Origin of the sequence: Streptomyces diacarni, from assembly GCF_003323715.1 — a bacterium.
GTDB lineage: Bacteria > Actinomycetota > Actinomycetes > Streptomycetales > Streptomycetaceae > Streptomyces > Streptomyces diacarni.
On the sequence record NZ_QOIN01000024.1, the window covers coordinates 89,782 to 103,402 of the forward strand.

13 protein-coding genes are annotated in these 13,621 nt (G+C 72.6%); 4 read left to right on the forward strand and 9 right to left on the reverse strand.

What is annotated here, in order from left to right:
• Positions 1 to 65: 65 nt before the first annotated feature.
• The 4 genes from DTL70_RS01540 to DTL70_RS01555 form a co-directional block, all read right to left on the reverse strand.
• Positions 66 to 791, reverse strand: coding sequence for a hypothetical protein (locus DTL70_RS01540; protein ID WP_114019993.1), 726 nt, complete (start codon positions 789 to 791; stop codon positions 66 to 68).
• Between the two features lie 18 nt (positions 792 to 809).
• The gene (locus tag DTL70_RS01545; RefSeq protein ID WP_114019403.1) at positions 810 to 1,109 is read right to left on the reverse strand and encodes a DUF4193 domain-containing protein; all 300 of its coding nucleotides are present in this window, start codon (positions 1,107 to 1,109) and stop codon (positions 810 to 812) included.
• 458 nt (positions 1,110 to 1,567) lie between these two features.
• Positions 1,568 to 2,842 (reverse strand): sensor histidine kinase, encoded by a 1,275-nt coding sequence (locus DTL70_RS01550; RefSeq protein ID WP_114019994.1) that lies wholly within the window; start codon positions 2,840 to 2,842, stop codon positions 1,568 to 1,570.
• Positions 2,843 to 2,848: 6 nt separating this feature from the next.
• Positions 2,849 to 3,502, reverse strand: a complete 654-nt coding sequence (locus DTL70_RS01555) for a response regulator transcription factor (RefSeq protein WP_114019995.1) — start codon at positions 3,500 to 3,502, stop codon at positions 2,849 to 2,851.
• A 387-nt stretch (positions 3,503 to 3,889) separates the two neighbouring features.
• Here DTL70_RS01555 and DTL70_RS33375 point away from each other — a divergent pair, with 387 nt between their 5' ends.
• On the forward strand, positions 3,890 to 4,051 hold the full coding sequence (locus tag DTL70_RS33375) for a hypothetical protein (protein ID WP_181856676.1): 162 nt from the start codon (positions 3,890 to 3,892) through the stop codon (positions 4,049 to 4,051).
• A gap of 74 nt (positions 4,052 to 4,125) precedes the next feature.
• Here the strand turns inward: DTL70_RS33375 and DTL70_RS01560 are convergent, their stop codons facing one another.
• Positions 4,126 to 4,959: an inositol monophosphatase family protein gene (locus DTL70_RS01560; RefSeq protein ID WP_114019996.1), complete on the reverse strand. Its 834-nt coding sequence runs from the start codon at positions 4,957 to 4,959 to the stop codon at positions 4,126 to 4,128.
• Positions 4,960 to 5,035: 76 nt separating this feature from the next.
• Positions 5,036 to 6,196 carry a ferrochelatase gene (locus tag DTL70_RS01565; protein ID WP_114019997.1) on the reverse strand — a complete coding sequence of 387 codons (1,161 nt, stop codon included), beginning with the start codon at positions 6,194 to 6,196 and terminating at the stop codon, positions 5,036 to 5,038.
• A gap of 233 nt (positions 6,197 to 6,429) precedes the next feature.
• Between DTL70_RS01565 and DTL70_RS01570 the strand changes: the two genes are divergently transcribed.
• Positions 6,430 to 7,755, forward strand: coding sequence for a D-arabinono-1,4-lactone oxidase (locus tag DTL70_RS01570; RefSeq protein WP_181860734.1), 1,326 nt, complete (start codon positions 6,430 to 6,432; stop codon positions 7,753 to 7,755).
• A gap of 129 nt (positions 7,756 to 7,884) precedes the next feature.
• Here the strand turns inward: DTL70_RS01570 and DTL70_RS01575 are convergent, their stop codons facing one another.
• Positions 7,885 to 9,249 (reverse strand): hypothetical protein, encoded by a 1,365-nt coding sequence (locus tag DTL70_RS01575; protein ID WP_114019999.1) that lies wholly within the window; start codon positions 9,247 to 9,249, stop codon positions 7,885 to 7,887.
• Positions 9,250 to 9,708: 459 nt separating this feature from the next.
• Between DTL70_RS01575 and sepH the strand changes: the two genes are divergently transcribed.
• Positions 9,709 to 10,833 (forward strand): septation protein SepH, encoded by a 1,125-nt coding sequence (gene sepH, locus DTL70_RS01580; RefSeq protein WP_114020000.1) that lies wholly within the window; start codon positions 9,709 to 9,711, stop codon positions 10,831 to 10,833.
• Positions 10,834 to 10,996: 163 nt separating this feature from the next.
• On the opposite strand, the gene DTL70_RS01585 is transcribed toward sepH, so the two are convergent.
• Positions 10,997 to 11,845: a sulfurtransferase gene (locus DTL70_RS01585; protein ID WP_114020001.1), complete on the reverse strand. Its 849-nt coding sequence runs from the start codon at positions 11,843 to 11,845 to the stop codon at positions 10,997 to 10,999.
• Positions 11,846 to 12,074: 229 nt separating this feature from the next.
• Between DTL70_RS01585 and DTL70_RS01590 the strand changes: the two genes are divergently transcribed.
• Positions 12,075 to 12,869 carry a VOC family protein gene (locus DTL70_RS01590; protein ID WP_114020002.1) on the forward strand — a complete coding sequence of 265 codons (795 nt, stop codon included), beginning with the start codon at positions 12,075 to 12,077 and terminating at the stop codon, positions 12,867 to 12,869.
• 21 nt (positions 12,870 to 12,890) lie between these two features.
• Here DTL70_RS01590 and DTL70_RS01595 read toward each other — a convergent pair whose 3' ends face one another.
• Positions 12,891 to 13,571 carry a thymidine kinase gene (locus DTL70_RS01595; protein WP_114020003.1) on the reverse strand — a complete coding sequence of 227 codons (681 nt, stop codon included), beginning with the start codon at positions 13,569 to 13,571 and terminating at the stop codon, positions 12,891 to 12,893.
• Between the last annotated feature and the right edge of the window lie 50 nt (positions 13,572 to 13,621).

Consider the following 13,621-nt stretch of genomic DNA (forward strand, 5'->3'; position numbering starts at 1 on the left):
ACGCTCAGAGGGCCCACGGAGCCGTTCGGGGAGCCGCACAGGCCGTCGGGTTCCGCCCGGCGGAGTCAGGCAGCGGGACCGCGGCGCAGGTCCGCGCGGACGCGGGCGGCGAGCTTCGCGGTGTCCTGTCGGTTCAGGTAGGCGCCGACGGCCGCACCGATCAGGAACGGGGTCAGGTTCGGCAGGTTGCGCAGCGTGCGCTTCATGATCTGCTGCCGCAGCCGGCGGCGGAGCTGCCCGCCCATGGCCGCGTTCACGGTGGAGGGTCTGGCCAGGTCGATGCCGCGCTCGCCTGTCCAGGCGCTCAGATACGCCATCGCCCGCTCGCGCGTGCCGCCTGGGGCGCGCCGCCCGTAGACCTCGTGCAGCTCGGCGATGAGCTTGAGCTCGACACCGGCGACACCGGCGATCTCGGCAGCCAGCTCGGCGGGCATGGCCGGCGGTACGGGCATCATGGCCGCAGCACCGACACCGGCACCGACGGTGGCCGAGCTCTTGGTGGCTCCGGCGACCAGCTTGTCGGCCAGCTCCTCGGTGCCCAGACCGGGAAACTGTGCGCGCAGGGTGTCCAGATTCCGCACCGGCACACGCGGCGCGGTCTCGATGATGCGGTCCGCGACGACGCGCAGGAAGGCGCGTGTACGGCGCCCCCGCGCGCGCCGCGACCGCTTGTCGTGCTCGTTGCTCTCGGACAGCGCTGCGCCGTCCGCCGTGCCGTCCCCGTACGGCACGAGCGAGGCCGACCGGTCATGAGGGCCCCGCTCGTCGTCACGTGCGTCGTCGACCGCCACGAGCAGCAGTCCGCCCGCTCAGGCCGCGCAGTCGCGGCAGATCGGCTGGCCGTTCTTCTCCGCCGCGAGCTGCGAGCGGTGGTGCACGAGGAAGCACTCCATGCACGTGAACTCGTCGGCCTGGCGCGGCAGCACGCGGACGGACAGCTCCTCGTTGGAGAGGTCCGCTCCGGGCAGCTCGAGACCCTCGGCCTGCTCGAACTCGTCCACGTCGACATTGGTCGCGGACTTGTCGTTCCGCCGGGCCTTCAGCTCCTCGATGCTGTCTTCGTTGACATCGTCGTCGGTCTTGCGTGGAGTGTCGTAATCCGTTGCCATTTCGCTCTCCCCCTCTGGGTGTCTTTGGTGTCTCCAGCGCACGTAACGCGTGAGAGGCCGGACTTGTGCCCGGCCCGAGGCGGAGATTTTGCCTCACATCAAGGTCTGTTACTCAATCGACACCCAACCGCACCCCTGAAGAGGTGATCACGTCAGCTGTCGAGGAGGACCATAAACGGTCCCCGGTAGCGCTCCGCACACGCCATCCCGGGTACTGCCCACGATCTCCACCTGCGGAAACCTGGACTTTCCCGGATTTCTTCCCGCCTGGAGGACACAGTGTGCACACCCCTGGAAATTCGCGTGTGTGATCGATCACAGCGCCTCCGCAAGCGGAGCGGAAGCCGCCGGATTCCGCGAACGGCGAACCCGGCCTGGGCCACTCTCAGTCCCGATCCGTCACGCACGTCACCCCCACGGTCCTCTCTTCGTGACAGCCTCACAGCTCTCCGTGAGCCTCACAGCGGCAGCGTCACCCGCATGACCAGACCGCCCTCCTCGCGCGGCACGGCCGAAACCGTGCCACCGTGTGCTCGCGCAACCGAACGCACGATCGACAGCCCGAGCCCGACCCCCTTGTCGCTGCCCGTCCGCTCCGTACGCAGACGCCGGAACGGCTCGAAGAGGTTGTCCACCTCATAGGCCGGGACGACGGGACCGGTGTTCTCGACCACCAGGACCGCCCACCCCGGCTGGGCCTCCGTACCGACCGAGACCCATCCACCGTCACGCAGGTTGTAGCGCACGGCATTCTGCACCAGGTTCAGGGCGACCCGCTCCAGCAGTACCCCGTTGCCCTGCACATATGTGGGCTGACGCACCCCGCGCAACTCCACACCCTTGGTGTCCGCCTCCCCGCGGGCCTGCTCCACGGCCTGCGAGGCGACCTCCGCGAGATCCACGGGTTTCCGGTCCACCAGCTCGTTCTCACTCCGTGCGAGCAGCAGCAGGCCCTCCACCAGCTGCTCGCTGCGCTCGTTGGTGGCCAGCAGCGTCTTGGCGAGCTGCTGGAGCTCCGGAGACCCCTCCGGGTCGGCGAGCTGCACCTCCAGGAGGGTGCGGTTGATCGCCAGCGGGGTGCGCAGCTCGTGCGAGGCGTTGGCCACGAACCGCTGCTGCGCCGTGAAAGCACGGTTGAGCCGGTCCAACATCTCGTCGAAGGTGTCGGCCAGCTCCTTGAGCTCGTCGTCCGGGCCCTCCAGCTCGATCCGCTTGTGCAGGTCGGAACCCGCCACCTGGCGGGCCGTACGCGTGATGCGGCCCAGCGGCGAGAGCACCCGCCCCGCCATCACGTAACCGAAGGCGAAGGCGGCCACCGCAAGGCCCAGCAGAGCCAGCAGGGAACGCCGCAGCAGCCCGTCCAGGGCGATCCTGCGCTGGGCGTCCAGGCAGGCGGAGAGACGGTCCATGAAGGCGTCGCTGGGCAGCGTCCCGGTCAGCCCCGGGCACCGGTCGGAGGTGGGCTGGGTCTTCCCGCTGAGGATGCGGAAGGGCAGCTCGCTGAGGTTGTCCATCGCCTGCGCCGCCAGCAGGTAGATGATCGCCAGCAGCAGCATGCCGGCGATCAGGAACATGCCGCCGTACAGCAGGGTGAGCCGTATCCGGATGGTCGGCCGCAGCCAGGGCGACGGGCGGGGCGTCTCGCGCGGGTCCCAGTTCGGTTTGGGCGGCGTGCGGGGCGCGGAGGAGCCGCCGCCCCAGTCGGAACCCGTCGGGGTGGGGGAGGTAGCCATCGACGATCAGATCCGGTACCCCGCGCCGGGCACGGTGACGATCACCGGCGGTTCGCCGAGTTTGCGGCGCAGTGTCATCACCGTCACCCGCACCACGTTGGTGAACGGGTCGGTGTTCTCGTCCCACGCCTTTTCGAGCAACTGTTCGGCTGAGACGACGGTTCCCTCCGCGCGCATCAGCACCTCCAGCACCGCGAACTCCTTGGGCGCCAGCTGCACCTCCTCGCCGTCCCGTGACACCTCGCGCCGCCCGGGATCGAGCTTGATCCCGGACCGCTCCAGAACGGGCGGCAGCGCCGTCGTCGTACGCCGCCCCAGCGCCCGGACGCGGGCCGTCAGCTCGGAGAACGCGAACGGCTTGGGAAGATAGTCGTCCGCGCCCAGCTCCAGACCCTCCACACGGTCACTGACGTCGCCGGACGCGGTGAGCATCAGCACCCGGGTGGGCAGCCCCAGCTCCACGATGCGGCGGCAGACGTCGTCACCGTGGACCAGCGGCAGGTCGCGGTCGAGGACGACGACGTCGTAGTCGTTGATGTCGATGCGCTCCTGCGCCGCGGCGCCGTCGTAGACCACATCGACGGCCATGGCCTCCCTGCGGAGGCCCGTCGCCACGGCATCGGCGAGCAGCTGCTCGTCCTCGACGACGAGTACGCGCACAGCGCTTTTCCTTCCCTGTGGTGGAGCGGGGGGGTCCCCGGACGGAGCGGGGCGATGATGGCTCCCATCCTGCCTCGGATGCCGGTAAACCGGCGGTAAGAGGCGAGGTGGGGAGCGCCCCGAGGGGCGGGACGGGAGCGGACCGGGGAGCCGGGCACACGGCCGGGCGCGGGGCCGGGCGGAGGGTCCGTGCGATTTTTTTCGCCCCGGTTGAGGTTTCTCTGAGGTTTTCGTTGGGGAGGACGTGAGCACCACCCGCGATCACGCCCCGTGCGCAGCGTGCCACAAGCCGCCGCTGACGCAGCCCGGGGACCACGCCGTGACCGGGCCCGGCACCACAAACCCTCGGCACACCCGTGCCACCGACCCGCGACGAGGGGGCACATCATGGACGCGTTCACCGCAGGCATCCTGCAGCGCATAAGGACCACGGAGTCCGACCTGCACCGCGCACGTGAATCGGGCGACGACTTCCTCGTGGACGTCGAGCAGTCGGAGCTGGAAGATCTCCACCGACTCGCCGCCGAACACGGCGTGCAGGTCGCCTGACGACCCACACGCCCCACAGCACAGGGTGCGGCCCCCCCCCGGGGGCCGCACCTTTCGTGTACCGGGACCGGGCCTCAGTCGTGCCAGGCGCCCAGACGCTCCAGCAGGGGTTGCAGGATGTCGAAGACGCCCGGAGAGGCGGCGAGGGTCAGCTCGCCGTCGGCCGGCCGGCCGGGACGGCCGCCCGTCAGGGCGCCCGCCTCCCGCGCGATGAGGTCGCCTGCTGCCAGGTCCCAGGGGTTGAGGCCGCGCTCGTAGTAGCCGTCCAGCCGGCCCGTGGCCACGTCGCACAGGTCGATGGCGGCCGAGCCGCCGCGCCGGATGTCGCGCACCTGCGGTACCAGTTCCCTGACCACCGCCGCCTGGGCGGCGCGCCGCTCGGCGATGTAGCCGAAGCCGGTGCCGATCAGGGCCTGGTCCAGCGGCGGGGAGGGACGGCAGCGCACCGGACGGCCGTCCAGGAAGGCGCCCTCCCCCAGCACGGCGTGCCAGGTCTCACCGCGTACGGGGGCCGCCACGACGCCCACGACCCGCTCGCCGCGGTACTCGGCGGCGATGGAGACGGACCAGTCGGGCCGCCCGTAGAGATAGTTGACGGTGCCGTCCACCGGGTCGATCACCCAGCGGACCCCGGAGGTGCCCGCGCTGGAGGCGCCCTCCTCGCCGAGGAAGCCGTCCTGGGGCCGGTGCTCGGACAGGTATCCGGTGATCAGCTTCTCGGAGGCCAGGTCCATCTCGGTGACCACGTCGATGGGGCTCGTCTTGGTCGCGGCCACTCCCAGGTCGGCGGGGCGTCCGTCCCGCAGGAGGGTCCCCGCGCGCTCGGCGGCCTCCCTGGCGAGGGCGAGCAGCTCGGCCTTCAGCGCGTCGTCGGCGGCCTCGGGGGCGGACTGCGGCGTCTCAGTCACGTGTTCTTCCGCTCCTGTCGTACGTGAGTGCGGTCTGGGGTGGTCCGTGCGGGCGGCAGGGTGGGCGCAGGGCGGCTCAGAACGCGGGCGCGTCGGCGCCGGCCGCCGCGGGCTTGGGCGTGCGCGCCGGGCAGCAGCCGACGGGGCACAGGTCGTGGCTCGGTCCGAGCGCGCCCAGCGCGCACCGCACGGGAGCCTGGCCGCGCTCGGTCGCGGCCCGTTCCAGCACCAGATCGCGGACTGCCGCGGCGAAGCGCGGGTCCGCGCCGACGGTGGGCGAGCGGCGGGCCGGCAGGCCCAGCTCCGCCGCCTTGGCCATGGCCTCGGTGTCCAGGTCGTAGAGGACCTCCATGTGGTCCGAGACGAAGCCGATGGGCACCATCACGGCGGCGGGTACGCCCTGGCCGTGCAGCTCTTCGAGGTGGTCGCAGATGTCGGGCTCCAGCCACGGCACGGACGGCGGGCCGCTGCGCGACTGGTAGACGAGGCTGTGGGGATGTGCCCTGCCGGTGCGCTCCCGCACGGCCTCGGTGATCACGGCGGCGACGTCCAGGTGCTCCGCCACGTAGGCGCCCCCGTCACCGTGGACCTCGACCGGGCCCGAGGTGTCGGCAGCGGCTGTGGGGATGGAGTGGGTACAAAAGGCCAGGTGGGCGCCGGAGCGGACGTCCTCGGGGAGCTCGGCGAGCGCGGCCACCACCCCGTCGACCACGGGCTCGACGAAGCCGGGGTGGTTGAAGTAGTGCCGCAGCTTGTCCACGCGGGGCACCTCCAGGCCCTCGGCACGCAGGGCGGCCAGCGACTCGGCGAGGTTCTCGCGGTACTGGCGGCACCCCGAGTAGGAGGCGTAGGCACTGGTCGCCAGCGTCAGGACGCGCCGGTGCCCGTCCCGGACGATCTGACGCAGCGCGTCGGTCAGGTACGGCGCCCAGTTCCGGTTGCCCCAGTAGACGGGCAGGTCGAGGCCGTGCCCGGCGAAGTCCTCGCGGAGCGCCTCGAGCAGTGCGCGGTTCTGCGCGTTGATCGGGCTGACCCCGTCGAAGAGGTAGTAGTGCCGGCCCACCTCTTCGAGGCGCTCGCGGGGGATGCCGCGCCCCCGGGTGACGTTCTCCAGGAACGGAACGACGTCGTCGACCCCTTCGGGACCGCCGAAGGAGAGCAGCAGAAGTGCGTCGTAAGGGGCCGGGGAGGCGTCCCGCTCGGGGGCGGGTGGTGCGGTGGGCAGCGCGTCGGACATGTCTCGATCCTGCCACCCTGCCCGCTGAGCGGGCGGGCGCCCTCCCGTCCGCGACGCGGACGTCCCCCCGTCCGCCCAACAACGAGGTGCGCCCGCGGGCGCGGCCTCCGGCGCCCCGGACGGCACACGAGAGCCGTGAGTATGATCCCACTCCAACTTGTGGGGCGGCCGGGGCGCGTGACCCGGCCACCGCCGGCCGGTGCCGCGGCGAGAGGGGACGGGCAGTGACGAGCGTGCGGTCAGCGGACAGCCGAGCGGTCACCTGGCGGAACTGGGCGGGCAACGTGACCGCCTCTCCCCAGCGGACGGTCTCTCCCTCGTCGACGGAGGCCCTTGCGGAGGTGGTGCGCCGGGCCGCGGCCGACGGCCTGCGGGTCAAGGCGGCCGGTACAGGTCACTCGTTCACGGCCGCCGCCGCCACGGACGGGGTGCTGATACGCCCCGAACGGCTGGCCGGGATACGGCGGATCGACCGGGAGGCGGGCACGGTCACCGTCGCGGCGGGCACCCCCCTCAAAGCGCTGAACGCGGCGCTGGCCGCGCGGGGCCTGTCGCTGACGAACATGGGCGACATCATGGAGCAGACCGTCTCCGGGGCCGTCAGCACCGGAACCCACGGCACGGGGCGCGACTCGGCCTCGGTGGCGGCCCAGATCAGGGAACTGGAGCTGGTGCTGGCGGACGGCTCGGTCACGCGCTGCTCGGCGGAGGGGAGCGGGGAGGAGCGCGCGCTCTTCGACGCCGCCCGCGTGGGCCTGGGGGCGCTGGGGGTGATCAGCGAGGTGACCTTCGGGGTGGAGCCGGAGTTCCTGCTCACGGCGCGCGAGGAACCGATGCCGTTCGACCGGGTGATCACCGAGTTCGACCAGCTGGTGGCCGAGAACGAGCACTTCGAGTTCTACTGGTTCCCCCACACCGACAGCTGCAACACCAAGCGCAACAACCGCAGCACGGGCCCCGCGGCTCCCCTCCCGCGGATGCGCGGCTGGGTCGACGACGAACTGCTCTCCAACGGCGTCTTCCAGGCCGTCTGCGCGCTCGGCAGGGCGGTGCCCGCCACCGTGCCCGGCATCGCCCGCGTCTCCAGCCGCGCACTGTCGGCCCGTACGTACACCGACATCCCCTACAGGGTCTTCACCAGCCCGCGCCGGGTGCGGTTCGTGGAGATGGAGTACGCCGTCCCGCGGGCCGCGCTCACCGGCGCGCTGCGGGAGCTCAAGTCCCTGGTGGAACGGTCCGACTTCCGGGTGAGCTTCCCCGTCGAAGTGCGCACGGCGCCCGCGGACGACATCCCGCTGTCGACCGCGGGCGGGCGCGACACGGCGTACGTGGCGGTGCACATGTACCGGGGCACGCCCCACGAGGCCTACTTCAGCGCCGTCGAGCGCATCATGACCGCGCACGCGGGGCGTCCGCACTGGGGAAAGCTGCACAGCAGGGACGCCGCGTACCTCGCGGGCGTGTACCCGAGGTTCACCGAGTTCACCGCGCTGCGCGACCGGCTCGACCCGGACCGCGTCTTCGCCAACCCCTACCTGCGGCGGGTACTGGGCGAGTGAGGACCGGGCCGTGAGCGCCGAGCGCGCACGGCCGTTGACGAGCGAACGGGCCGGGCCCCTCCAGCCGAGGGGCCCGGCCCGTTCCCCGGGGGGGGCGTCCTGGGCCGCCCCCGGAGCCTCGGCTCCGGTTCAGCCCTGGCCGCCGAGATCCCGCTGTGTGCCCTGGGGCAGCCGGCCGGAGCCGTCCGCGCCGTTGCCGGTGTCCGCACCGCCTTCACCGCCGTCCTGGCTGTCCGAGCCACCGGGGTCCCCTGGCGTGGTCTCGGTGTCACCGTCGCCGCTTCCGGAGCCGTCCGTCTCGCCCGGGCGGGGCTCGGACGGGTCGGGGGCCGGCGTCGAGTTGTCGGTGTCCTGGGAGCCGGGCGCTTCGCTGTGCTCGTCCCCACGGTCACCGGGGTCGGTGGCGGGCTGGGAGTCCTCGGGCGTCGGCGTCGGGCTCTCGCCGTTCTCCGACTGGCCGGGCTCCGGGGTGGCGGGCGGCGCGTCCGGACCGCTGTCGCCGGAGGAGCCGTGGCCGGGCCGGAAGACGTCGCTGATGGAGGTGCCGTCGCCGCCGGAGATCGAGTGCCCCGAGATCGCCTCGTACAGCGTGATGCCGCCGATCGCGATCACGAACACCACCACGGCGGGCATCAGCGTGCGCCGCCAGCCGCGCCACTTGGTGCCGTGGGTCGTCGCGTCGGTGAACTCCCCGTTCCCCGGCGGCCCGTCGGGGCCGGCGGCGCGGGACGGCCGCCCGACGGTGCCCAGCACCCGCGTCGCGTCGTCGCCCGGCAGTGCCCCGGTCGGGTCCTCGGAACCGTCCTGGCGCGGCAGTGCCCTGGCCGTGTGCCCGGAACCGCCCTGGCGGGGCAGTGCCCGGGTCGCGTCCGCGGCATCGGCACCGTCCTGGCGACGCAGTGCGCGCGTCGCCTCGTCGAGCCGCTCGCCATCCTCGACCGGCCTGCCGGTCCGCAGGGCGCGCGTGACCTGATCGACGCTGAGGGCGTGCGTGGCATCGTCGGCGCCGCGCCAGGCGCCGGCCGTGCCGGCCGAGCCAGCTGCGGTCCCGCTCTCGCGCGGCGCGGCCGGAAGCAGCCGGGTCGCCCCGGTCTCCTGGAGCGCCTCCGCGTTGTGGGCGGCCTGAGCGGTGTGGTGGCCCTCGTCGTCCTTCCAGTCGGGCGCCGGGTCCCGTACGGGCACCTGGCGCGCCTTCGGCGGGACCGTGACGTCCTTGATCTGCTTGCCGGTCCTGCTGAAGAAGTGCTGGAAGATCGGGCCGCCGCTGGTGGCGACGAGGCTCATCACCCCGGCGCCCAGGAAGGTGCCGTAGACGCCCAGCTGGCCCGCCGCGAACGCGGCGACGACCGCGGCGACGGCGCTGCCCAGCACCTGCGCCAGGCTCAGATTGAACTTGCTGTCACCCTTGCCCTCTTCCCGTTCAGGAGCAGGCTGTTCCGGAATACGTCCATGATCCCGGTAGCCGGTTATGGGGTGGTTATCCTTCTTGTCCATTTACCGCCCTTGATCGCACACTCCAACCACTGTGCACGAATAGGGGACTTTCAGGAGAGGCCATAGGTTCCACTTCGGGTGGTTCTGTGACGCTTCCCACCCCCGTATCCAGGCCAAATGGATTCTTTGGGCGTCAACTCCCTTACTCGCGAGCAACTTCGGTGGCGCGGCGGTCCACCCGGATGGCACTAATGGAGTAGTGTGACGAGCCCTGGTCTCGGTTCTGACCCGGCGCCGAATGCACACGGTGACCACCTCGGCCACCGTGCGTTGTGAGGAGGTAACCGTGCCGTAGCGGCGGTTCCGGGTGGTTCCGTAGGATCGAACAGCGATCTGAACACTGCCTCGGACCCCGAGGAAGTCGGCAAGGTTGTGGCAGGCTGCACCCGGGCAGGCCACACTCGTCTAGCGGGAGCAGCGACGCACGTGACGTCGGCAGGCACCACCCGGGAGGTTCCCATGCCCGAACTGCGTGTCGTGGCCGTCAGCAACGACGGCACACGACTGGTGCTCAAAGCTGCCGACAGCACGGAATACACGCTTCCGATCGACGAGCGGCTGAGAGCCGCCGTCAGAAACGACCGCGCGCGGCTCGGCCAGATCGAGATCGAGGTCGAGAGCCATCTGCGGCCCCGCGACATCCAGGCGCGTATACGAGCCGGTGCCTCCGCTGAGGAGGTCGCCTCCCTCGCGGGCATCCCCGTCGACCGCGTACGCCGGTTCGAGGGCCCCGTGCTCGCCGAGCGCGCGTTCATGGCCGAGCGCGCCCGCAAGACACCCGTGCGCCGCCCCGGCGAGAACGCGGGGCCCCAGCTCGGCGAGGCCGTCAGCGAGCGCCTGCTGCTGCGCGGCGCCGACAAGGAGTCCGTCCACTGGGACTCCTGGCGACGCGACGACGGCACCTGGGAGGTCCTGCTCGCCTACCGCGTCGCCGGCCAGCCCCACGCCGCGACCTGGACCTACGACCCGCCGCGCCGCCTCGTCCAGGCTGCCGACGACGAGGCGCGGGCGCTGATCGGCGAGACGGACGACACACCGGAGCCCAGCTTCCCGTTCGTGCCGCGCATCGCCAGGCTGCCCAGGGAGCGGACCGACCGTGCGGAGCGCGCCGAGCGCACCGACAGGTTCGGACGGCCCGAGCTGGAGCCCGCCTCCCTCTCCCCCGCGCCCGGCGACGAGGACGACCAGCCGCCCGGCACGGACGAGGCCGTCGGCGGCCCGGACTCGCTGACCAGCCTGCTGGAGGCGGTGCCCAGCTTCCGGGGGGACCTGGTCGTGCCCGAGCAGTCCCCCGGGTACGAGGACGCGGCGGCGTCCGCCGCCTCGGCGGTCCCGGACGCGGAAGAGGAGACGGAGAGCGAGCAGGCCGAGGAGCCCGAGGTGGTCGAACCGCCCGCTCCCGCGGCCAGTGCCGGGTCCGCCTACGCTGACGTGCTGATGCCGCGCTCTGTGGGCGCCCACCGCGACCGGCTCAAGGGCACCACCGACCGGCAGGCGGAAGCGGACGGCGTCCGGCCGGGGCGCCGGGCCGCCGTGCCCAGCTGGGACGAGATCGTCTTCGGTACGCGCCGCAAGAAGGAGTAGCGCCGCCTCCCCTCGTCGCCGCGGCCCTCGCCCGCACTTCCCGGTGCGTTTCCCGGCGCGGGGGCACAGGACCCGGTCGTCCAGTGCCCCCGCGCCCCTACCGCGCGCCGCGCTCAGATGGGCGGGTGCCGTCCGGGGTCCGGGCGCCGACGGCCCGACCGCCTCAGCCGCGCTCGGGGCCCGTCGCCACCGGCCTGCGGGACTCCGCCGTCCACTCGCTCCAGGAGCCGACGTAGAGGGCCGCGTCGATCCCGGCGAGGTGGAGGGCGAGGACCTCCTGGGCGGCGGAGACACCGGAGCCGCAGTAGACACCGACCTCGGCTCCGGGCGTGGCGCCCAAGGCCTCGAAACGCTCCGTGAGGGCGTGCGGGGAGCGGAAGGTGCCGGCGTCGGTGAGGTTCTCCGTGGTGGGGGCCGAGACGGCGCCCGGGATGTGCCCCGCGACCGGGTCCAGGGGCTCGACCTCGCCGCGGTAGCGCTCCGCGGCGCGGGCGTCCATGAGGATCCCGTGGCGGGCCAGCGCCGCCGCCTCGTCGGCGTCCAGCGTGGGCATGCCGCCGGGCGAGGGCGTGAAGTCGCCGGGCTCCGGGTCGGGCGTACCGGTGCTCAGCGGGTTTCCCGCGGCCTCCCAGGCGGCGAGGCCGCCGTCCAGGACGCGGACGTCCGGGTGCCCGGCCCAGCGCAGCAGCCACCAGCAGCGCGCCGCCGCCCAGCCGCCGCCCAGGCCCCCGGCGTCGTAGACCACGACGGGACGGCCGCCGCTGACGCCCGCACGGCGCATGGCGGCGCCGAAGGCGTCGAGGGAGGGCAGCGGATGGCGTCCGGTGCCCGCGGCGGGCTTGGCGGCCAGCTCGCTCTCCAGGTCGATGTAGACGGCGCCGGGAAGGTGGCCCTTGTGGTAAAGCGGCAGTCCCGGGGGGTCGCCCGGCTTGTACCGCACGTCGAGCAGCACGGGTGCCGACCCGGCGGCGAGATCGCTCGCGAGCGTGGCTGCGGAGATGATGGCTGTCATGGCGCCATCTTCGCGCACCGGGTGCCCCGCGGCCCGGTGGGTTCCGGGACGGCACACGGATCGGGGATTCTCGCCCTGAAGCGGAGAAAAGCGGCGCGGCCGGGGAGCGCGGCGCGACAGGTGGTGACAGCATCTGCACTGAGCGAGTAGTCACGAAGCCGCGGCAAGGACGCCGGGGCAGCACTTCCACCCGTACGACCGCATCGATGATGGTCAAGGAGCGAAGCAGATGACCGAGGCAGCGGCTCGGCTACGTCACACCCCTGGGGCGCCCGCGTGGGCGAGCCTCATGGTGGACGGGCTGGACGTCGGCAAGGAGTTCTACCAGGGTTTGTTCGGCTGGGAGTTCCGCACGGGGCCCCAGCAGCTCGGCCCGTACGTGCGCGCGGTCGCGGGTGGCCACGAGGTGGCGGGGCTGGGGAAGAAGGCGGACGGGCGGCAGGTGCCGGTCGCGTGGCTGCCGTATCTGGCGAGCACCGACGCCGACGAGACGGCGGCCGCCGTGCGTTCGTACGGCGGGACGGTGGCGGTGGGGCCGCTGGACGCGGAGACGGCCGGGCGGATGGCCATCGCCTCCGACCCCCTCGGCGCTCCCTTCGGTGTGTGGCGGGACGCCCACTACCCGGGCCTGGGGACGGCCCCGCTGGGCATGTTGGGGGCACCCGTCTGGTTCGAGCTGGTCACCCGGGAGACGAGCCCGGTCGTGAAGTTCTACCAGGCGGTGTTCGGTTACGAGGCGAAGGCCGTCGAGGCACCCGGCTTCGACTATCTGACGCTCTACGCGGACGGGCAGCCGGTGGCCGGGATCCACGGGGTGGGGGACGCGCTGCCCCGTGACCGGGGGCCGCACTGGCGCACGTACTTCGCGGTCGAGGACCCGGACGCGGTGGCGCGGCACGCGGGCGAGCTGGGTGGACGGGTGGTGCGCGGTCCCGACGACTCCCCGTACGGGCGGCTGGTGACGCTCGCGGACCCGGAGGGCGCGCACTTCAGCGTCATCAGGCCCGTGGCGATGGAGGGCTGAGCCCCGGCGGCGGGGGCCTGCTCAGCGCCGTGGTGGCGGTGCCGGTGGCGGCGCGGCCTCGTCCACGGGCAGCACATCGGGCGAGAGCGCCCCGGCCCCCGCCGAGACCGCCGTCAGCCGTCTGCGGTGGTGGCGCCGGCACAGCACCTCGTAGCCGACCTCTCGGCGGAGTTCGCCCACGTCGCCGACGACGACCTGGGCCCCCTCGACCACCATGCGGCCGTCGACCGTACGCGCGTTGTGCGTGGCGCGCGCCCCGCACCAGCACAACGCCTCCACCTGGAGCGTCTCGAGCCGGTCGGCGAGCTCCATCAGCCGCTGGGAGCCGGGGAAGAGGCGGGTGCGGAAGTCGGTGGCGATGCCGAAGGCGTAGACGTCGATGCCCAGTTCGTCGACCACGCGGGCGAGCTGTTCGACCTGCTCGGGCGCCAGGAACTGGGCCTCGTCGACGATCACGTAGTCGGTGCGTCCGCCCGCGGTCAGGTGCCTGACCACGTGCTGCTGGAAGTTGAGGTCCTCGGCCACCTCGACGGCCTCGGCGACCAGGCCGAGGCGGGAGGAGAGCTTGCCCTCGCCGGCACGGTCGTCCCGGGTGAAGATCATGCCGCCCAGCCCGCGCGCCGAGCGGTTGTGCTCTATCTGGAGGGCGAGCGTGCTCTTCCCGCAGTCCATCGTTCCGGAGAAGAACACCAGCTCTGGCATGGGGTACGGCCTTTCGTCTGGGCGGACAGCCGCTCTGGGCGGAGGGCGGC